Annotated in this window: 21 protein-coding genes; 19 read left to right on the forward strand and 2 right to left on the reverse strand. The window is 71.6% G+C overall.

Going from position 1 to position 20,212, the window contains the following annotated elements; all coding sequences use genetic code 11:
• Positions 1-33: 33 nt before the first annotated feature.
• Positions 34-930, reverse strand: coding sequence for an AAA family ATPase (locus ABZ783_RS19815; RefSeq protein ID WP_357440122.1), 897 nt, complete (start codon positions 928-930; stop codon positions 34-36).
• 251 nt (positions 931-1,181) lie between these two features.
• On the opposite strand from ABZ783_RS19815, the gene rpmE reads away from it, so the two are divergent.
• Together rpmE and prfA are read left to right on the forward strand one after the other, a co-directional pair.
• The gene (gene rpmE / locus ABZ783_RS19820) at positions 1,182-1,406 is read left to right on the forward strand and encodes a 50S ribosomal protein L31 (protein WP_073834647.1); all 225 of its coding nucleotides are present in this window, start codon (positions 1,182-1,184) and stop codon (positions 1,404-1,406) included.
• Positions 1,407-1,512: 106 nt separating this feature from the next.
• Positions 1,513-2,601 (forward strand): peptide chain release factor 1, encoded by a 1,089-nt coding sequence (prfA, locus tag ABZ783_RS19825; protein WP_357440126.1) that lies wholly within the window; start codon positions 1,513-1,515, stop codon positions 2,599-2,601.
• A 139-nt stretch (positions 2,602-2,740) separates the two neighbouring features.
• On the opposite strand, the gene ABZ783_RS19830 is transcribed toward prfA, so the two are convergent.
• Positions 2,741-4,294, reverse strand: a complete 1,554-nt coding sequence (locus ABZ783_RS19830; protein ID WP_357440129.1) for a GGDEF domain-containing protein — start codon at positions 4,292-4,294, stop codon at positions 2,741-2,743.
• Positions 4,295-4,367: 73 nt separating this feature from the next.
• Here ABZ783_RS19830 and prmC point away from each other — a divergent pair, with 73 nt between their 5' ends.
• From prmC to ABZ783_RS19915, 17 genes are all read left to right on the forward strand, one after another.
• Positions 4,368-5,315 (forward strand): peptide chain release factor N(5)-glutamine methyltransferase, encoded by a 948-nt coding sequence (prmC, locus tag ABZ783_RS19835; protein WP_357440132.1) that lies wholly within the window; start codon positions 4,368-4,370, stop codon positions 5,313-5,315.
• Complete coding sequence (locus ABZ783_RS19840) at positions 5,315-5,959, forward strand: L-threonylcarbamoyladenylate synthase (protein WP_073834939.1); 645 nt, start codon at positions 5,315-5,317, stop codon at positions 5,957-5,959. Before prmC ends, ABZ783_RS19840 begins: the two co-directional genes overlap by 1 nt.
• On the forward strand, positions 5,960-6,571 hold the full coding sequence (locus tag ABZ783_RS19845) for a phosphotyrosine protein phosphatase (protein WP_357440135.1): 612 nt from the start codon (positions 5,960-5,962) through the stop codon (positions 6,569-6,571).
• Positions 6,572-6,720: 149 nt separating this feature from the next.
• The gene (locus tag ABZ783_RS19850; protein ID WP_357440138.1) at positions 6,721-8,835 is read left to right on the forward strand and encodes a transglycosylase domain-containing protein; all 2,115 of its coding nucleotides are present in this window, start codon (positions 6,721-6,723) and stop codon (positions 8,833-8,835) included.
• A gap of 30 nt (positions 8,836-8,865) precedes the next feature.
• Positions 8,866-10,197, forward strand: coding sequence for a serine hydroxymethyltransferase (gene glyA, locus ABZ783_RS19855; RefSeq protein ID WP_357440141.1), 1,332 nt, complete (start codon positions 8,866-8,868; stop codon positions 10,195-10,197).
• Positions 10,190-10,621: a hypothetical protein gene (locus ABZ783_RS19860; RefSeq protein WP_357440144.1), complete on the forward strand. Its 432-nt coding sequence runs from the start codon at positions 10,190-10,192 to the stop codon at positions 10,619-10,621. Before glyA ends, ABZ783_RS19860 begins: the two co-directional genes overlap by 8 nt.
• Positions 10,622-10,813: 192 nt before the next feature.
• A complete protein-coding gene (locus ABZ783_RS19865) occupies positions 10,814-11,050 on the forward strand; it encodes an AtpZ/AtpI family protein (protein WP_073834639.1) in 237 nt (78 codons plus the stop codon).
• Between the two features lie 11 nt (positions 11,051-11,061).
• Positions 11,062-11,859 carry a F0F1 ATP synthase subunit A gene (gene atpB, locus ABZ783_RS19870; RefSeq protein WP_357440146.1) on the forward strand — a complete coding sequence of 266 codons (798 nt, stop codon included), beginning with the start codon at positions 11,062-11,064 and terminating at the stop codon, positions 11,857-11,859.
• A 66-nt stretch (positions 11,860-11,925) separates the two neighbouring features.
• A complete protein-coding gene (locus ABZ783_RS19875) occupies positions 11,926-12,162 on the forward strand; it encodes an ATP synthase F0 subunit C (RefSeq protein ID WP_073834637.1) in 237 nt (78 codons plus the stop codon).
• A gap of 27 nt (positions 12,163-12,189) precedes the next feature.
• Positions 12,190-12,732, forward strand: coding sequence for a F0F1 ATP synthase subunit B (locus ABZ783_RS19880; protein ID WP_073834636.1), 543 nt, complete (start codon positions 12,190-12,192; stop codon positions 12,730-12,732).
• Positions 12,732-13,553 carry a F0F1 ATP synthase subunit delta gene (locus ABZ783_RS19885; RefSeq protein WP_357440149.1) on the forward strand — a complete coding sequence of 274 codons (822 nt, stop codon included), beginning with the start codon at positions 12,732-12,734 and terminating at the stop codon, positions 13,551-13,553. Before ABZ783_RS19880 ends, ABZ783_RS19885 begins: the two co-directional genes overlap by 1 nt.
• 86 nt (positions 13,554-13,639) lie before the next feature.
• Positions 13,640-15,292, forward strand: coding sequence for a F0F1 ATP synthase subunit alpha (gene atpA / locus ABZ783_RS19890; protein WP_357440151.1), 1,653 nt, complete (start codon positions 13,640-13,642; stop codon positions 15,290-15,292).
• Between the two features lie 2 nt (positions 15,293-15,294).
• A complete protein-coding gene (locus ABZ783_RS19895; protein ID WP_357440154.1) occupies positions 15,295-16,224 on the forward strand; it encodes a F0F1 ATP synthase subunit gamma in 930 nt (309 codons plus the stop codon).
• Entirely contained in the window at positions 16,224-17,660 is a 1,437-nt protein-coding gene (gene atpD / locus ABZ783_RS19900) for a F0F1 ATP synthase subunit beta (RefSeq protein ID WP_357440157.1), read from the forward strand. The genes ABZ783_RS19895 and atpD overlap by 1 nt, the downstream gene beginning before the upstream one ends.
• A gap of 222 nt (positions 17,661-17,882) precedes the next feature.
• Complete coding sequence (locus ABZ783_RS19905; protein ID WP_357440160.1) at positions 17,883-19,019, forward strand: LCP family protein; 1,137 nt, start codon at positions 17,883-17,885, stop codon at positions 19,017-19,019.
• 138 nt (positions 19,020-19,157) lie between these two features.
• On the forward strand, positions 19,158-19,436 hold the full coding sequence (locus ABZ783_RS19910) for a F0F1 ATP synthase subunit epsilon (RefSeq protein ID WP_073834631.1): 279 nt from the start codon (positions 19,158-19,160) through the stop codon (positions 19,434-19,436).
• Positions 19,437-19,448: 12 nt separating this feature from the next.
• Positions 19,449-19,904 carry a DUF2550 domain-containing protein gene (locus tag ABZ783_RS19915; protein WP_357440164.1) on the forward strand — a complete coding sequence of 152 codons (456 nt, stop codon included), beginning with the start codon at positions 19,449-19,451 and terminating at the stop codon, positions 19,902-19,904.
• Positions 19,905-20,212: the final 308 nt, after the last annotated feature.

A 20,212-nucleotide genomic window follows, 5' to 3' on the forward strand; every position in this document is an offset into this window, starting at 1 on the left:
ACCTGGGGGAGGAGCCCGTCGGCGGGTGCTCGGTCAGAAGTCGCCCTCGGCCACCTGGAAGACGGTCAGGCCGAGCGAGCGCCACATCCGGACCACCTGCTGCCGGTCGTCGAAGACGCCGACCACCCGGTACCGGTCCCGGATCTCCCGCTCGTAGATCTCCTGCTTGACCACGGCGTCCTTGCGGTGGTCGCCGACCGCCCGCAGGTGCAGCGCCAGGTAGGGCACCTTGACGTGCCGGTCCAGCCAGGCCTCGGTGGCCGGCCGTGCGGTCGCGTCCCGGCCAGAGCAGAAGACCACCCCGTGCCCGGCCGCGTGCATCGCCCGGACCGCCGCGATCACCGCCTCGTTCGGGGCGTCCTCGCCGACCCGGGTCATGTCGTACGGGCTGCGGGAGACGGTCAACGCCACCGTGCCGTCGATGTCCACCAGCACGATCGCGGGCGGCTCGGGGTGGGGCGGGTGGACCCGGGCCGGGGTGCCGGTGCGGGCGGTCGGCACCGGCAGCGGTAACGGCCGGTTGGCAAGGTAGCGCTCGTGCAGCCGGCGGATCGCCGCCTCGCCGACCCGGTCGGCCTCCGGCCGGGCCGCGTCCCGGCGCAGGCACTCCTCCAGCGGCACGTCGGTGAAGTCGTGCACCTCGAACGCGGCGCCGAACCGCTCGGCCAACTCGGCCCAGTCCCGCAACGTGCGCGAGCGGAGGTTGGTGTCGTCCACGCAGACGCTCACCCGCGCCGCCAGCAGCGCCTCCACCTGGGCCCGCTGGGCCCGGGTGACCTGCCCCTCGGCCCACTGGGTGAAGAGCCGCTCGCCGTGCATCATCCGGCGCAGGTCGTCCCGGTTGACCCGGACCACGCCGGGTTGGAGCCGGCGGGCGAAGGTGGTCTTGCCGGAGGCGGGCAGCCCACGGGTCGCGATCAGGCAGAACATCCCGCACCTCCCGTTCGTCCCGGTCCATCCCCGGACCGGTTCACGAATGCCCGCGAGCCGCGCGGGAATGCGTACCGGGTGGTGAGCGTTGCGCCTGCCGGACCACCGGTGCGGCCCGCTCGCCGAGTCGGCGGAGGCCCATGGCACACTGGTCAATCGGCCACCGGTTCCGGTTCACGCCCGAGCCTCTCGCGGACGGCGGGGAGCGACGACGGCGACCCGGCGACCACCCACGAAAGGACCGAGGCGAGATGAAGCCCAACATCCACCCGGAGTACGTGACCACCGAGGTCCGCTGCTCCTGCGGCAACACGTTCACGACCCGCAGCACCGCCAAGGGCGGTCAGATCAGCGTCGAGACCTGCAGCGCCTGCCACCCGTTCTACACCGGTAAGCAGCGCGTCCTCGACACCGCCGGTCGGGTCGCCAAGTTCCAGCAGAAGTACGCCAAGGTTCAGGCCAAGAAGGCCAAGTAGCTGCTCCGACGACGCCCGTGTCCGGCTCCGTGCCGGGCGCGGGCGTTCGTCCGTTTCCGCCCGCTTGTCCCTGTCCCCATCCGGTCGTCCAAGGAGCATCCGCAGCATGAGCAGTGAGCGCCTGGCCGCCCTCCTCGACGAGTACGCCGAGTTGGAGAAGCGGCTGGCCGACCCCGCGATCCACGCCGACCAGGGCACCGCCCGGCGGGTCGGCCGGCGCTACGCGGAGCTGGTCCCGCTGCACAAGGCCGCCGGCGAGCTGGAGCAGGCCCGGGCCGACCTGGCCGCCGCCCGCGAGCTGGCCGCCGAGGAGCCGGCGTTCGCCGCCGAGGCCGAGGCGATCGCCGCGTCCCTGCCGGCGCTCGAGGAGAGGCTGGCGGAGCTGCTGATCCCTCGGGACCCGCACGACGCCAAGGACGTCATCGTCGAGATCAAGGCGGGGGAGGGCGGCGAGGAGTCGGCCCTCTTCGCCGGCGACCTGCTCCGGATGTACACCCGGTACGCCGAGCGGCACGGCTGGGTCACCGAGGTGATCGACTCGCAGGACTCCGACCTCGGCGGCGTGAAGGACGTCTCCCTGGCGATCAAGACCAAGGGCGTGCCCGAGGGGGGCAACGGCGTCTGGTCCCGGCTCAAGTGGGAGGGCGGCGTGCACCGGGTGCAGCGCGTCCCGGTCACCGAGTCGCAGGGCCGGATCCACACCAGCGCGGCCGGCGTGCTGGTGCTGCCGGAGGCCGAGGAGGTCGACCTCACCATCGACCCGAACGACCTGCGGATCGACGTGTTCCGCTCGTCCGGGCCCGGCGGCCAGTCGGTCAACACCACCGACTCGGCGGTCCGGATCACCCACGTGCCCACCGGGATCGTGGTCTCCTGCCAGAACGAGAAGTCGCAGCTGCAGAACCGGGAGCAGGCGATGCGCATCCTGCGCGCCCGGCTGCTCGCCGCCGCCCAGGAGCAGGCCGACGCGGCCGCCTCGGACGCCCGGAAGGCGCAGGTCCGCACCGTGGACCGGTCGGAGCGGATCCGCACCTACAACTTCCCGCAGAACCGGATCACCGATCACCGGATCGGCTACACCGCGTACAACCTGGATCTCGCCCTGGCCGGTGAGCTGGACGGGGTCCTGGACGCCCTCACCGAGGCCGACCGCGCCGCCCGCCTGGCCGGCGAAACCGAACTGACCCGCCGCTGACGCCCTGCTCGCCCGCGCCGCCCGGACTTGGGGCCAGTTTCACGGAAGGAGTGGCCATTCCGCGCCGGATGGCCACTCCTTCCGTGAACTAGGCCCCACGGGCCCGGCGCGGGCGCACGGCCCGCGCGGGCGGGTGGGGTCAGGAGGCGCGGAGGCGGTCCTTGGCGCGCAGCATCTCCCGGTCGGCCAGCTCGAACGCGGCGCCCAGCGCCTCCCGGACGCTCGCCCCGGAGCCCCCGCTCACCTCGGCGAAGCCGATGCTCACCCCGACCGGGGTGCCGGGGACCAGGGACTCCCAGTCCTCGGTGCGGACGGCCGCCTGGATGCGGCGGGCCACCTCGGCCGCCTCGGACATGCCCGCCTCGGGCAGCACCACGACGAACTCGTCCCCGCCGTACCGGGCCACGAAGTCCCCACGGCGCATCACCCGGTTGATCACCCCGGCGATCCGTTGCAGCACCAGGTCCCCGGAGTGGTGGCCGTGCCGGGTGTTCACCGCCTTGAAGCCGTCCAGGTCGCAGACGCCGATCACCACCCGCTCGCCCCGGGACACCACGGCGCCGATGTAGCGCTCCAGCCGGCGCCGGTTGGGCAGCCCGGTGAGTGGGTCGGTGAGCGCCTCGCCCTCGTACCGGGCGGCCTCGCGGCGCACCTCTTCGTGGTCGATCCGGGCGGCGATGCCCTCGATGTAGACGTCCCGCAGCCGGTCGTTGCGCTGCGCGGCCAGCCGGAACGCGTACCGGTCGGCCCGGTGCGCGGCGGCGTGGTCGCCGGCCCGGGCCAGCGCGATGCTGCGCAGCCGGGGCGGCTCGGCCGCGCCCAGCGTCTCGACGGAGACCCGGGAGGTGTCCAGCCGGGTCACCGCCTCGATCGGGCGGCCGTCGGCGATGGCCAGGCAGACCTGGCCGAGCTGGCGCATGTCCCGCGCGCGGGCACTGTCGCCGCCGTGCCCGAGCAGCCGGTCGGGGTCGGCGTCGCCGCCGGGATCCAGTTGGTCGCCTAGGGCGGCCCGCCGGGCGACGGCGTAACCGTACGCGGCCAGGCTGCTCGGCCGGAGGTTGCCGGCCCGACCGCTGTGCAGGAAGCGGTTGAAGTCCCCGGCCACGTCGCGCAGCACCCGCAGGCAGCCGTCGCTGTCGCCGGTGTGGTCCAGGGCCACCGCGTTGCGCAGCCGGATGCCCGGGGCGGCGAAGGTCTCCTCGGGGATGCCGGCGGCGAGCCCCACCTGACGGGCGCGCTCGATCGCGCCGAGGGCGTGCCCGTGGAAGCTGAGGTAGGAGTAGGCCATCGCCAGGTCGTGCCAGCCCCAGGCGGTGTCCCGGTCCGGGTCGTCGTCGGCGGTCAGCCAGCGGGAGGCCTTGACCAGGTGGGTGACGCAACGGTCCAGCGCCCCCTGGTGGTGCGCGGCGAGCGCCGCCAGGGCGTTGAGGTGCCCGTGCAGGTACGGCTCGGCGAGGTCCCGGACGGCGGCGGAGGCGTCCTCGATGGCTCGGGTGTATTCCGCCGTCCGACCGAGATTGATCACCGCACAGAGGCGCTGGACCAGCGCGTCCGCGCGGGCGCAGGGATCGTTCGTGGTGCGGACGACCCGGTCGAGCAGGACGACCGCCTCCGCCGAGCGGCTCGCCTCCTGCAACGCCCGGGCGCGCCGGAGGGCGTCAACCTGGTCGTCGACCCGGTCGAGCCAGCCCACTCGAAACCTCCCTGTGGTGTGCGCCCGAACGCACCCGCTCGTGATGTGACCCGCGACGCTTCATGATTATGTCGTGACCCACCTCCCGCAACACCCGTCCGAAGGGACGGAACGCGAGCGGCCTTCGTCGGCGGTCGCCCGGGCGGCCCGAACCCTCGCGGCGGCGGGGGTCGAGGCGCCCCGGGCGGAGGCCGAGCAGCTGGCCGCGTACGTGCTGGACGTGCCGCGCGGCCGGCTGGCCCTGGCCGAGGGCCTCACCCCCGGGCAACGGGACCGGTTCGACGCGCTGGTGGCGCGCCGGGTGGCCCGGGAACCCCTCCAGCACCTCACCGGCACCGCCGGGTTCCGGCACCTGGAGCTGGCGGTCGGCCCCGGGGTCTTCGTACCGCGGCCGGAGACCGAGTTGCTCGCCGGCTGGGGCGTGGCCCAGGGCCGGGATCGCCGCTCGCCGCTGGTGGTGGACCTGTGCAGCGGCTCCGGCGCGATCGCCCTGGCGGTGGCCCAGGAGCTGCCGCAGGCCCGGGTGGTGGCGGTGGAGCGGTCCCCGGCGGCGCTGGCCTGGCTGCGCCGGAACGCCGCCGACCGGGCCGCCGCCGGGGACACCCCGATCGAGGTGGTGGCCGCCGACGTCATCGACCCGCAGCTCCTCGCCGACCTGGTGGGCCGGGTCGACGTGCTGCTCTGCAACCCGCCGTACGTGCCGCGGTCGGTGGCCGTGTCCCCGGAGGTAGCCGGGTACGACCCGGACGAGGCGGTCTTCGGCGGCGCGGACGGGCTGGACGTGATCCGGCCGGTGGTCGCCCGGGCCGCCGCGCTGCTCCGGCCCGGCGGCGCGCTCGGCGTGGAGCACGACGACACCCACGGCGCGGCGGTGCCGGCGCTGCTCGCCGCGGACGGCCGGTACGAGCGGGTCGAGGAGCATCGGGACCTGGTCGGCCGGCCCCGGTTCGCCACCGCGTCCCGCCGCGCGGACGGCCAGCACGCCGAGCCCGACGCGGCGTGGCAGACTGGCTCCTCGTGATGCTCTACGACTGTCGGTCGCTCGCCGACCGGGACCGCGGCATCGCCGCTGCCATCGAGGCGGTCAAGAACGGGGAACTCGTCGTCCTGCCGACCGATACGGTCTACGGCATCGGCGCCGACGCCTTCACCCCGTACGCGGTGAAGGCGCTCGCCGACGCCAAGGGCGGCGCCCGGCAGGCGCCCCCGGTGCTGATCGGCTCCCGGCACACCCTCGACGGCCTGGTCTTCTCGCTGCCGCGCGCGGCGCGCGACCTGGTCGAGGCGTTCTGGCCGGGCGCGCTGACCATCGTGGTGGAGCACTCGCCGAGCCTGTCCTGGGACCTGGGCGACAGCAGCGGCACGGTGGCCGTACGCATGCCGCTGCACCCGGTGGCCCTCGAGGTGCTGCGGGAGACCGGCCCGATGGCGGTGGCTTCGGCCAACAAGGTCGGCCAGCCGGCCGCGCTCACCGCCGAGGAGGCCCGCGACCAGCTCGGCTACGGCGTGCGGGCCTATCTGGAGGCGGGCCCGGCCCTGGACCCGGTGCCGAGCACCGTCGTCGACCTCACCGGCGAGGTGCCCCGGGTGCTGCGCCAGGGCGCCGTGTCGCTGGAGAAGCTGCGCGACGTGGTGCCGGACATGCTCGACGAGCGGGGGTTCTGAGTGCCCCCGTTTACCGTCCTGCACGTCTGCATGGGCAACATCTGCCGGTCGCCGATGGCGGAGCGGCTGCTGGTGCTCGCCGTCCGCGAGCGGCTGGGCCGGCTCGGTGCCGACCCGGAGCGCTCCGACGAGCTGCTGCACAGCCACAGCGCCGGCACCGGCGGCTGGCACGCCGGCGAGGAGATGAACCCGCCGGCGGCCCGGCAGGTGATCTCCCGCGGCGGCGACGTGGCCGGCTTCGCCGCCCGCAAGCTCCGCTCCGACCTGATCGACGCCGCCGATCTGGTCCTCACCGCCACCGCCGACCAGCAGGAGTACGTGGTGGCGCTGCGCCCGGACGCTGCCGCGCGCACCTTCGTGCTGGGGGAGTTCGGCCGGCTGCTGGGTGGGGTGGACGCGTCCGTCCTGCCTCCGGCCGCGGCCACCCCGGACGCGGTGTACGCCCGCGGGGTGGCCCTGGTGGCGGCGGCGGAGGCGGCCCGGCAGGGCGCGGCACCGCTGCCCGGCGACGACCTCGACGACCCGTGGGGCCGGGGCGACCAGTGCTTCAGCCGGGTGGCCGACGAGATCGAGGAGACGGTCCACCCGCTGGCCACCGCGCTGCTGCCCTGAGTCCCCCCACCCGCTCCGTGTAGGGGTTTCTGTCCACCTTCATCCTTCCTCGCGAAATTCCTGCGTGTTTTGGGGAAGGTGGCGGAGAAAAGCCCTGTTCGCGTCATTCTGAATGGGTCTCGTACAGCCGGCTCCTGCGGGGAGAGCTGATGAACCGGGCCCATCTCGACAAGCTGTTCACCATCCTGCTCGCCGGCGTGCTCGCCGGGTTGGCCCTGGCGGCGGCCGCGTTGCCGGCCGCGCTGGTCTTCGGGCTCGGCTTCAAGGGGCTGGTGCCCTACGCCGAGCTGCCGCAGTCGCTGCGGACGCCGGAACCGGCCCAGCGCTCCAACCTCTACGCCAACGACGGCCGTACCCTGATCACCTCGTTCTACGTCGAGGACCGGATGGACGTGCCGGCCGCCGAGGTGGCGCCGGTGATGCGGCAGGCCATCGTGGCCGCCGAGGACGTCCGGTTCTACCAGCACCACGGCGTCGACGTGCGCGGCGTGGTGCGGGCCTTCACCGTCAACCAGCGGGAGGGCGGGACCCGGCAGGGCGCCTCGACGCTGACCATGCAGTACGTCCGCAACGCGCTGGCCAGCGATCCCCGGCTGACCGAGGCGCAGCGGGCCCGGGCCACCGAGGTCACCGCGGGCCGCAAGATCCGCGAGATGCGGTACGCGCTGGCCCTGGAGCGGGAGCTGAGCAAGGACGAGATCCTCAGCCGCTACCTGAACATCGCGTACTTCGGCGCCGGGGCGTACGGCGTCGGCGCGGCCAGCAAGCGCTACTTCTCCACCACCCCGGCCAAGCTGACGCTGGCCCAGGCGGCACTGCTCGCCGGGCTGGTCCGTTCGCCGGACACCGACGACCCGATCAACGGGGACGCCGACGCGGCCCTGGACCGCCGGGCGTACGTGCTGGACCGGATGGTGGAGACCGGCCAGGTGTCGGCCGAGGACGCCGCCCGGGCGAAGGCCGAGCAGCTCGCCCTGAAGCCCAGCGCCACCCCGAACGACTGCGCGGCGATCTCGAAGGACCACAACGACTGGGGCTTCTTCTGCGACTGGTTCACCCAGTGGTGGAACAGCCAGCCGTCCTTCGGGGCGTCCGCGGAGGAGCGGCAGCGCACCCTCCGGCGCGGCGGCTTCTCGATCGTCTCCTCGCTCGACCCGAACGTGCAGCGCAAGACGACCGAGCAGGTGCTGGAGATCTACCCGGTCACCAACAAACGGGCCGCGCCGACCGCCGTGGTCCAGCCGGGCACCGGTCGGGTGCTGGCCATGGCGGTGAACCGGAACTATAGCGTGGCCGCCAACCCGGAGGGGCAGGAGAACTACCCGAACACGGTCAACCAGCTCATCGCCGGTGGCGGCGGCATCGTCGGCTACCAGGCCGGGTCGACGTTCAAGCTCTTCACGATGCTCGCCGCGCTGGAGTCCGGGCTGCCGCTGGACACCGAGTTCGACGCCCCGTCGGTCTACGTCACCCGCTACGCCACCGGACCGGGACCGGCGGCGTGCGGCGGCCACTGGTGCCCGGCGAACGCCAACCCGGACTGGATGGACGGCCGGCGCACCATGTGGAGCGCGTTCGGCCGGTCGGTGAACACCTACTTCGCCTGGCTGACCGAGCAGGTGGGCGCGGACCGGGTGGTGGAGATGGCCGAGCGGCTCGGCATCGTGCTGCGCGCGGCCGACGACGCCCGGCTGGCTCGCGAGGGGGCGAAGAGCTGGGGTCCGTTCACCCTGGGCGTCGTCGCCACCACGCCGCTGGACCTGGCCAACGCCTACGCGACGGTGGCGGCCGAGGGCGTCTGGTGCCGGCCCACCCCGGTCGCCTCGATCACCGACAGCTCGGGACGGAAGCTGGCCGCCGGAAACCCGGACTGCCGGCAGGCGCTCGACACGGAGGTGGCCCGGGCGGCGGCGGACGCGGCCCGCTGCCCGGTCGGCGACCAGTCGATGTACCGCCGTTGCGACGGCGGCACCGCCGAGGAGTTGGCGCCCGGGCTGAGCCGGCCGGTGGCCGGCAAGACCGGCAGCGCGGAGCGGAACGAGACCGAGACGGTGGTCGCCTTCACCCCGCAGCTCGCCGTCGCCACCATCGCGGCGAACCCGGACAATCCCCGGGACGCCGTTGGCGGTGGGGTGCAGACCCGGCAGATCGCCGCGGTGGGCCGGGTGCTGGCGTACGCGCTGCGCGACCAGCCGGTACGCGACTTCGTCCCGCCCAGCCAGACCGTCGCCTTCGAGCGCACCAGCCCCCGCTCGGGGAACTGACCGGGTGGCCCGTGGCGCCGGTGCCGAGGCATGGCACAGCTCCCGGTGCGGGGCTCCGTAGACTCCTACGCTGTGGAGAACACCAGAGACACGTTCTGGGGGCCGGACTTCCAGCAGCTCAGCACCGAGGACCCGGAGATCGCCGGGGTGGTGCTGGGGGAGTTGGCACGGCTGCGCGGCGGCCTGCAACTCATCGCCAGCGAGAACCTCACCTCCCCGGCGGTGCTGGCGGCCCTCGGCTCCACGCTGACCAACAAGTACGCCGAGGGCTACCCGGGCCGGCGCTACTACGGCGGCTGCGCCGAGGTGGACCGGGCCGAGGAGATCGGCATCGCCCGGGCCCAGGAGCTCTTCGGGGCCGAGCACGCCAACCTCCAGCCGCACTCCGGGGCCGGCGCCAACCTGGCCGCGTACGCCGCCCTGGTGCAGCCGGGCGACACCGTGCTGGCGATGGACCTGCCGCACGGCGGCCACCTCACCCACGGCAGCCGGGTGAACTTCTCCGGCAAGTGGTTCCACCCGGTCAGCTACACGGTCCGGCGGGACACCGAGCTGATCGACTACGACGAGGTACGCGACCTGGCCCGGGCGCACCGGCCGAAGATGATCATTTGCGGCGCGACGGCGTACCCGCGGCTGATCGACTTCGCCCGGTTCCGGGAGATCGCCGACGAGGTCGACGCCTACCTGATGGTGGATGCGGCGCACTTCGTCGGGCTGGTCGCCGGCCGGGCGGTCCCGTCCCCGGTGCCGTACGCCGACGTCGTCTGCGCCACCACCCACAAGACGCTGCGCGGCCCGCGCGGCGGCATGATCCTCTGCCGGGAGTCGCTGGCCGCCCGGATCGACAAGGCGGTCTTCCCGTTCACCCAGGGCGGCCCGTTGATGCACGCCGTCGCCGCCAAGGCGGTCGCGCTGCGCGAGGCCGCCCAGCCCGAGTTCCGGGCGTACGCCGCTCAGGTGGTGAGCAACGCCCAGGCGCTCGCCGACGGGCTGGCCGCCGAGGGGATGCGGCCGGTCTCCGGCGGCACCGACACCCACCTCGCGCTGATCGACCTGCGCGAGGTCGGGGTGACCGGGGCGGACGCCGAGGCGCGCTGCGACGCCGCCAACATCACCTTGAACAAGAACGCCGTCCCGTACGACCCGCAGAAGCCGATGGTCGCCTCCGGCATCCGGGTGGGCACCCCGAGCGTCACCACCCAGGGCATGCGGGAGGGCGAGATGCGGCGGATCGCCACGCTGATCGCCCGGGCGGTCCGCACCGATCCGGCGGCCCCGGGCGGCGCGGACGAGCTGGCCCGGACCGCCACCGACGTGACCGAGCTGGTCACCGCGTTCCCGGCGTACCCTCATGGCTGAGCCGGGGACCCGCGCGGCGGAGGCGCTCGAGGACCGCGGCTGGCGGCTGCGCCACCTCCCGGTCCTGCTGATCTCGACGGCGGTGCTGGCGGCGGTGGCCGGCGTGGTCGGCGGGGTGACCCGGGGCGCGGACGGCGCGCTCGGTGCGGCGGCCGGGGTGGCCGTCACCGCGCTCAGCTACACGCTCACCACGGTCGCGTTGGCCTGGGCCGACGCCCGTGACCCGCAGCTCGTGCTGCCCTTCGGGCTCGGCGCGTACGTCGCCAAGATGACCCTGCTCGGGGCGGTGATGGTGGGAGTCGCCTCGACCGGCTGGCCGGGGCTGATCCCGTTCTGCCTCGGCATCGCCGCCGGCGTGCTGGTCTGGACCGGGGTGCACATCTGGTGGTTGACCACTGTGCACGCCCGGCGTTCCCGGCGCTGACCTGCGGAGATCCGGCGCGCCGTCCCACCCTTCGGACGGCGCGCCGATGTGTCCGCGATCGGTCATTCTCTCAGTGGCGGAAGGGGAGTAGCGTGCCTCCAGACGACTTCGCCCACCCGTGTCCCACACAACCAGGTTGTGCGGGGGGTGAGGCACAGCCTCGTCTTCTCGACTGATATCGTTCGCCCCGTCATGGCCGGTGACCAGAAACCCCCCAGCGCTGGCGGCCCGGGCGACTATCCGTCCGGTGCCGGTCAGGGTTGGACGGCGCTCTCGTACCTCATCGGGGGCATGCTCGTCTGGGGTTTCATCGGCTGGCTGGTCGACCACTGGCTCGACACCGGGGGCATCGCCACCGGGATCGGTGTCGTGCTCGGCATGGCCGGGGGCATCATCCTGGTCGTCCGTCGACTCGGTACACCTACTTAGGAAGGGACGCGGTGTTCGGACAGGCGAACGTCCTGGCTCAGGGCCAGGCGGAATTCCCACCCAGCGTGTCGGATTTCTACCTGCCCAGCATCCTGCCCTGGGGTGCGGAGAACAATTTCTGGTTCACGAAGATCACCGCGATGGTCTGGATCGCCGTCGGCGTCCTGATCATCTTCTTCCTGGCGAGCTACCGGAACCCGCAGCTCGTCCCGACGAAGAAGCAGTGGTTCGCCGAGTCGATCTACGGCTTCGTGCGGAACAACATCGCGGTCGACATGATCGGGCACGCGGGGGTCCGGTTCGCGCCGTACTTCACCACCCTGTTCTGCTTCATCCTGCTGACGAACTTCTTCGCGATCGTCCCGTTCTTCCAGATCTCGCCGAACTCGCACATCGCGTTCCCGGCGCTTCTCGCCGCGATCACCTACGTGATGTTCAACTACGTCGGCATCCGGCACCACGGCTTCGTGAAGTACTTCAAGAACTCGCTCGTCCCGCCGGCGCCCTGGTACATCCTGCCGCTGCTGATCCCGATCGAGTTCTTCTCGACTTTCCTGGTCCGGCCCTTCTCGCTGGCCGTCCGTCTTTTCGCGAACATGTTCGCGGGCCACATGCTCCTGCTGGTCTTCACGCTGGGCGGTTTCGCGATGATCAGCGCGAACGCCTGGCTGGCGCCGGTCTCGGTGCTGTCCTGGGTGATGACCATCGCGCTCACCTTCCTCGAATTCCTGGTGATCGTCCTGCAGGCCTACGTCTTCACCGTGCTGACCGCCAGCTACGTGCAGGGCGCGCTCGCCGAAGAGCACTGATCCACCGCACCAACCGTTGTCGTCCCGCGTGATCGTCACGCGTGATATCCAGGAGGAACCAAACCCATGGACGTTCTCGCCGCGGTTTCCGGCAGCACCGCCGCCATCGGCTACGGCCTCGCCGCCATCGGTCCCGGTATCGGCGTCGGCCTGGTCTTCAGCGCCTACATCCAGTCGACCGCCCGGCAGCCGGAGTCGTCCCGGATGACCCTGCCGTACGTCTGGATCGGCTTCGCCGTCATCGAGGCGCTCGCGCTGCTGGGCATCGCCTTCGGCTTCATCTGGCAGGGCACCCTCTCCTGATCCCGCCCTTAGACCGGGAGGTTTTCCATGTTCTACCTCGCCGCTGAGGGTGGTGGTGCGGCGGACCACAACCCGATCCTTCCTGCCTGGCAGGAGCTCGTGGTTGGTGGTATCGCCTTCATCCTGCTCTGCGTCGTGCTGATGAAGTTCGTCTTCCCCCGCATGGAGCAGACGTTCCAGGCCCGGGTCGACGCGATCGAGGGTGGCATCAAGCGGGCCGAGGCCGCCCAGGCCGAGGCCAACAAGCTGCTCGAGCAGTACCGCGCGCAGCTGGCCGAGGCCCGGACCGACGCCGCCAAGATCCGCGACGACGCCCGGGCCGACGCCGAGGGGATCCGCCAGGACATCCTCGCCAAGGCGCGGGAGGAGTCCGACCGGATCATCGCGGCCGGCAAGGAGCAGCTCGCCGCCGAGCGGGCCACCATCGTGCGCGAGCTCCGCGCCGAGGTCGGCACGATCGCGGTGGACCTGGCCAGCAAGATCGTCGGTGAGTCGCTCGCCGACGAGGCGCGTCGCAAGGGCACCGTCGACCGGTTCCTGAGCGGTCTCGAGAGCGCGGGGGCCCGCTGATGCAGGCCGCCAGCCGGGAGTCGTACAAGGTCGCGGCCGAGCGCCTCGACGCGTACGCCCGCGGCACGGAGCCGTCGGCGGTGGCCTCCACCGCCGACGACATCCTCTCCGTGGCCGCCCTGCTGCGGCGCGAGCCGCGGCTGCGCCGGGCGCTGTCGGACCCGGCGCGTCCGGGTGAGGACCGCTCCGGCCTGCTCACGGGCATCCTGAGCGGCAAGGTCGGCGCCGATGCGCTCGACCTGCTCACCGCGCTGGTCTCCGGCCGCTGGTCGGCGCCGTCGGAACTGCTCGACGGCACCGAGCGGCTCGGCGTCGAGGCGCTCCTGGCGGGCGCCGACAAGGCCGGCGAGCTGGGCGAGGTCGAGGACGAGCTGTTCCGTTTCGGCCAGGTCGTCTCCGCTTCCGCCGAGCTGTCCAACGCGCTCTCCGATCCGATGGCCCCGGCCGAGCGGCGGGCCACCCTGGCCCGCGAGCTGCTCGCCGGCAAGGCCCGGCCGGTCACCGTCCGTCTCGTCGAGGCCGCGCTGGCCGGCTTCGGGGGGCGCTCCTTCATCGGGGCGCTCACCCGGCTGGTCGAGCTGGCCGCCGACCGGCGGGACCGTCAGGTCGCGTACGTGACCGTGGCGGCCCCGCTGAGTGACGAGGAGGAGCGACGCCTGGGTGCCCGCCTCTCCGCGATGTACGGTCGAGAGGTTTCCGTCAAGCAGACGGTGAACCCGGAGGTGCTCGGTGGGGTGAGCGTGCGGGTCGGCTCCGACCTGTACGACGGCACCGTCCTGCGCCGCCTCAACGAGACCCGTAACGCGCTCGCGAAGCGCTGACCAGCGTCTCCGCAGCCCTGATTCGACGCCATCGGACCGGTCGGTACTAGGTATCCCGGGCCCCTGATACTTGAAGGAAGCAGAGGATGGCCGAGCTGACCATCTCGACGGAGGAGATCCGCGGCGCCCTGGAGCGCTACGTCTCCTCCTACACGGCCGACGTCTCCCGCGAGGAGGTCGGCACCGTCGCCGACGCCGGCGACGGCATCGCCCACGTCGAGGGTCTGCCCTCGACCATGACCAACGAGCTCCTGGAGTTCGAGGACGGCACGCTCGGCGTGGCGCTGAACCTCGACGTCCGGGAGATCGGTGTCGTCGTCCTCGGTGACTTCGGCGGTATCGAGGAGGGGCAGCGCGTCAAGCGCACCGGCCGGGTGCTCTCCGTCCCGGTCGGCGACGCCTTCCTCGGCCGCGTGGTCAACGCGCTCGGCCAGCCGATCGACGGCCTCGGCGACATCCCGAACGAGGGCTACCGCGAGCTGGAGCTCCAGGCCCCGAACGTGATGGCCCGTAAGTCGGTCGACGAGCCGCTGCAGACCGGTCTCAAGGCCGTCGACGCGATGACCCCGATCGGCCGTGGCCAGCGCCAGCTGATCATCGGTGACCGGAAGACCGGCAAGACCACGGTCGCCCTCGACACCATCCTCAACCAGCGGGACAACTGGCGCTCCGGCGACCCGAAGAAGCAGGTCCGCTGCATCTACGTCGCCGTCGGCCAGAAGGCTTCCACCATCGCCTCCATCAAGGGGACGCTGGAGGAGGCGGGCGCGATGGAATACACCACCATCGTCGCCTCCCCGGCCTCGGACCCGGCCGGCTTCAAGTACCTCGCCCCGTACACCGGCTCGTCCATCGGCCAGCACTGGATGTACGGCGGCAAGCACGTCCTGATCGTCTTCGACGACCTGAGCAAGCAGGCCGAGGCGTACCGGGCCGTGTCGCTGCTGCTGCGCCGCCCGCCGGGCCGCGAGGCGTACCCGGGTGACGTCTTCTACCTGCACTCCCGGCTGCTGGAGCGCTGCGCCAAGCTCTCCGACGAGCTGGGCGGCGGCTCGATGACCGGTCTGCCGATCATCGAGACCAAGGCGAACGACATCTCGGCGTTCATCCCGACCAACGTCATCTCGATCACCGACGGCCAGATCTTCCTCGAGACCGACCTGTTCAACCAGGGCGTCCGGCCGGCCATCAACGTCGGCACCTCGGTCTCCCGGGTGGGTGGCGCCGCCCAGGTGAAGCCGATGAAGAAGGTCGCCGGTTCGCTCCGGCTCAACCTGGCCCAGTTCCGCGAGCTGGAGGCGTTCGCCGCCTTCGCCTCCGACCTGGACAAGGCCTCCCGCGCCCAGCTGGAGCGCGGCTCCCGCCTGGTCGAGCTGCTCAAGCAGGCGAACTACTCGCCGTACCCGGTGCAGGAGCAGGTCGTCTCGGTCTGGGCCGGCACCGAGGGCAAGCTGGACGACATCCCGGTCGGCGAGATCAAGCGCTTCGAGTCGGAGTTCCTGCAGTACCTCCGGCACAAGCACGAGGGCGTCCTGGCCGCGATCGCCGACAACAAGTGGGACGACGAGATCATCGGCTCGCTGGACTCGGCCATCACCGAGTTCAAGCAGCTCTTCCTCGGCAAGGAGGACGAGGTCCGGATCAACGAGGCCCCGGCCAAGCCGCTGGAGGGCGAGGAGACCCGCGAGACGGTGACCCGCTTCCGCGAGGGCTCGACCGACCGCCCGGCTGAGAGCTGACGATGGCCGCCCAGGTTCGCGTTCTTCGTCAACGGATCCGCTCGGCGAAGTCGATGAAGAAGATCACCAAGGCGATGGAGCTCGTCGCGACGAGCCGTATCGCCAAGGCCCAGGCGCGGGTGGAAGCGTCCCTGCCGTACGCCAAGGCGATCACGGACGTGCTCACGGCGCTGGCGTCCAACGCGCGGATCGACCACCCGCTGCTCACCCCGCGCGAGCGGGTGCGGCGGGCGGGCGTCCTGCTGGTCACCAGCGACCGCGGTCTGGCCGGCGGCTACAGCTCCAACGCGATCAGGACCGCGGAGTCGCTGATCGCCCGGCTCGCGGCCGACGGCAAGGAGCCCGTGCTCTACGTCATCGGTCGTAAGGGCGTGACCTTCTACCGGTTCCGCAACCGGGACATCGCGGCGAGCTGGACCGGCTTCTCGGAGCAGCCGGCGTTCTCCGACGCCCGCGAGGTGGGCGAGACGCTGATCAAGGCGTTCACGGCCGGCGCGGACGACGTGGACGGCGGGGCCGGGCCGGACGGGGTTGTCGGCATCGACGAGCTGCACATCGTCTACACCGAGTTCAAGTCCCTGATGACCCAGACGCCGGTCACGCGGATCATCGGCCCGATGCAGGTCGAGGACCGGCCGCGGTCCGAGGGTCTGCTCCCGGCGTACGAGTTCGAGCCGGAGGCGGAGGCGCTGCTCGACGCGCTGCTGCCGAAGTACATCAACACGCGGATCTACGCGGCGTTGCTGGAGTCGGCGGCCAGCGAGTCGGCGGCCCGTCGGCGGGCGATGAAGAGCGCCACCGACAACGCCGAAGAGATGATCGAGAAGTACACGCGTGAGATGAACACGGCCCGCCAGGCCGGGATCACCCAGGAGATCAGTGAGATCGTCGGCGGCGCGAACGCGCTCGCCGCGTCGGGAAGTGAAGTGTGATGACTGCCCCAGTAGAGACCAAGACGGCCACCGGTCGCGTGGTCCGGGTCATCGGCCCGGTCGTCGACGCCGAGTTCCCGCGCGACGCCATGCCGGATCTGTTCAACGCCCTGCACGTCGACGTGACCCTGTCCGGCGGCGAGAAGACGCTGACCCTGGAGGTCGCCCAGCACCTGGGTGACAACCTGGTCCGCGCCATCTCGATGCAGCCGACCGACGGCCTGGTCCGCGGCACCGAGGTGCGGGACACCGGCTCGCCGATCAGCGTGCCGGTCGGCGACGCGGTCAAGGGCCACGTGTTCAACGCGATCGGCGAGTGCCTCAACCTCACCGAGGGCGAGACGCTCAACCCGGACGACCACTGGCAGATCCACCGCAAGGCCCCGGCCTTCGCGGACCTGGAGCCGAAGACCGAGATGCTGGAGACCGGCATCAAGGTCATCGACCTGCTCGCCCCGTACGTGAAGGGCGGCAAGATCGGCCTGTTCGGCGGTGCCGGCGTGGGCAAGACGGTGCTCATCCAGGAGATGATCACCCGCGTTGCCCGGAACTTCGGTGGTACCTCGGTCTTCGCCGGCGTGGGTGAGCGCACCCGTGAGGGCAACGACCTCATCGCCGAGATGACCGAGTCCGGCGTCATCGACAAGACCGCGCTGGTCTACGGCCAGATGGACGAGCCGCCGGGCACCCGGCTGCGCGTCGCCCTCTCCGCGCTCACCATGGCGGAGTACTTCCGCGACGTGCAGAAGCAGGAGGTGCTGCTCTTCATCGACAACATCTTCCGCTTCACGCAGGCCGGTTCCGAGGTCTCCACGCTGCTCGGCCGCATGCCGAGCGCCGTGGGTTACCAGCCGACCCTGGCCGACGAGATGGGCGAGCTCCAGGAGCGGATCACCTCCGTCCGGGGCCAGGCCATCACCTCGATGCAGGCGATCTACGTGCCCGCCGACGACTACACCGACCCGGCGCCGGCCACCACGTTCGCCCACCTGGACGCGACCACCAACCTGGAGCGGTCGATCTCCGACAAGGGCATCTACCCGGCCGTGGACCCGCTGGCGTCCTCGTCCCGGATCCTCGCCCCGGAGTTCGTCGGCCAGGAGCACTTCCAGGTGGCCACCGAGGTGAAGCGGATCCTGCAGCGCTACAAGGACCTGCAGGACATCATCGCCATCCTCGGTATCGAGGAGCTCTCCGAGGAAGACAAGATCACCGTGCAGCGTGCCCGGCGGATCGAGCGCTTCCTGTCGCAGAACACCTACGCCGCCGAGCAGTTCACCGGCGTGCCGGGCTCGACGGTCCCGATCAAGGAGACCATCGAGGCGTTCAAGAAGATCAGCGAGGGCGAGTACGACCACTTCCCCGAGCAGGCCTTCTTCATGTGCGGCGGTCTTGAGGACCTGGAGCACAAGGCCAAGGAGCTGATGGAGGGCTGAGACCCTTGCCGCAGTCCACGGAGGCCGTCCCGACAGATGTCGGGGCGGCCTCCGCCTGTTCAGGCCCGGCCCATACCAGCTGTCCGGTTGCCCGGCAAGCGGTTCGCTCGACCGCGCGGTACCGTTCGTGACACGACTTCACGTCATCAACGTTGATCTCTCGCAACGAAACGGATCCGCCCGCCCGTCTACCAGTCGTGGGCGCGACGATTGGAGAAGCTCGTGGCTAAGGCCGGCACGCGCGGCGGCAAGCGGTCCGTGTGGCGGGGCGTGCCCCGGTGGGCCCGGGTGTGCACCATCTTCGGTGTGGTCCTCATGGTGCTCAGCGGCAGCGTGCTGGTCGGCTACCACGCGCTGGTGGCCCGCTACGAGGGCGCGGTCGGCAAGGGGGACCTCTTCGGCGACCAGGCGGCCGGCGCCACCGAGAAGAAGAGCGACATCAAAGGCCCGCTGAACATCCTGCTGGTCGGCGTCGACACCCGGAAGCCGGAGGACCGGCCGCTGTCCGACTCGATCATGGTCCTGCACGTGCCGGCCAGCCTGGACCGGGGCTATCTCTTCTCGCTGCCACGCGACCTGCGGGTCGACATCCCGGCCTTCGCCAAGGCGGACTACTCGGGCGGCACCGACCGGCTGAACGCGGCGATGTCGCGGGGCAGCGTGGTTCCGGGGCGGAACCCGGACCCCGTACAGGGCTTCGAGCTGCTCGCGCTGACCGTCCAGCAGGTCACCGGGGTCAAGCGCTTCGACGCCGGCGCGATCATCGACTTCACCGGTTTCCGGAAGATCGTCGACGCCATGGGCGGCGTCGACATGTACATCGAGCGGGACGTGAGGTCGGAGCACCGCCAGCCCGACGGCAGCATGCGCCAGCTCAAGCCGGGCGGCGGCGGCTACCTCGGCCCACAGGCCGAGTACAAGAAGGGCAACGCCCACCTCAAGGGCTGGGAGGCGCTGGACTACGTGCGGCAGCGCTACCCGAAGAACGGCGTGCCGGACGCCGACTACGGCCGGCAGCGGCACCAGCAGCAGTTCATCAAGGCGATGGTGAGCCAGGCGTTCAGCGCCGACGTGGTGACCAACCCGGTGAAGCTGGACCGGGTGCTCCGCGCCGCCGGCGAATCCCTCATCTTCAACGGCCGCGGCAACAGCGTGGTCGACTTCGCGCTCGCCCTGAAGGGCATCCGCGCCGACTCGATCGAGATGATCAAGCTGCCCGGCGCGAACATCGGCACCGGCTCGGCGTACAAGGGGGAGCGGCTGCTCCCGGCGGCCGACGACTTCTTCGCGGCGATCGGCAACGAACAGGTCGACGCGTTCATGCTGGAGCACCCCGAGTTCAAGCAGAAGACCAGCTAACCTGAGCGCCAACGGACCCCGGCGGGTGCCGGGGTCCAGTTTGACGTGACCGTGGCGCAGCTCTCGCCACCCGCGTTGGGTGGGGCTCGGAGCCGCGACTAGACTTTCGGAAATCCGCCGCCGCAGCAAGGAGACAGCGTGGCACAGCAGCTTCACGTCGAGCTCGTAGCCGTCGAGGAGAAGGTCTGGTCCGGCGAGGCCGAGATGGTCGTCGCCCGGACGACCGAAGGTGAGCTGGGTGTGCTGGCGGGGCACGCGCCCCTGCTCGGCCAGCTCGCGGAGCCCAGCCAGGTACGCATCAAGCAGGCCGGCGGCCAGCAGCTCGCCTACGACGTCGCCGGCGGATTCCTGTCGGTGACCGGTGCGGGCGTCACCGTCCTCGCCGAGAGCGCAACCCCCGCCACCCCGGCGCGCTGAGCCGACCCGCCGATGGAGATCGTGGAAGGGATCGGAATCGGCCTCGCGGTCGTGCTCGCCGCGCTTCTGATCCTCTTCGTTCGGCGGGCCCTGTTCACCCGCAGCGGAGGCATCATCCGGCTCAGTGTCCGGGTCTCCACGATCCTTGACGGCCGAGGCTGGTCACCCGGCTTCGGCCGTTTCGTCGGTGACGAACTTCGCTGGTACCGCATGTTCAGCTTCGCCCTGCGGCCCAAGCGGGTGCTCTCCCGTAAGCGGCTCGCCGTGGAGCGCCGCCGGCTGCCCGAGGGGCAGGAACGGTTCTCCATGCCGGCCGACTGGGTGATCCTGCGCTGTACCAGCAACCACGCACCGGTGGAGATCGCCATGGCGCGATCCACGGTCACCGGCTTCCTCTCCTGGCTCGAGGCCGCCCCGCCCGGGGCGGTCTCGCCGCGTCTGGCCTCCCAGGACTGGCCCGCCGCCTGAGCCGCCGCCTCGGGTGGTCGTGGCGGGTCCGATTCTGGTCGCTCCTGGGTTGCGGCCCGCCGTGCACCCGTCGTGAGTGGCTGCTGACTTTGGTTGCGGTGTAGCGGGGTGTGGCCCGCGTTGCGCCATGGGTCGCTGCCGACTGTGGTTGCGGTGTGGGGGTGTGGTCCGCCGTGCACCCCCGCGGCTTTGGTTGCGGTGTGGGGTGTGGCCCGCCGTGCCCGGCTCCGGGCGGTCAGGCTTGATCCCTGCGCCGGTTCGGCCAGTCTACACACCCGGCTTTCGCGCGGAGACTCCGGGATTCGAAC

Origin of the sequence: Micromonospora sp. NPDC047738 (assembly GCF_040642675.1) — a bacterium.
In the GTDB taxonomy this organism is placed as follows: domain Bacteria; phylum Actinomycetota; class Actinomycetes; order Mycobacteriales; family Micromonosporaceae; genus Micromonospora.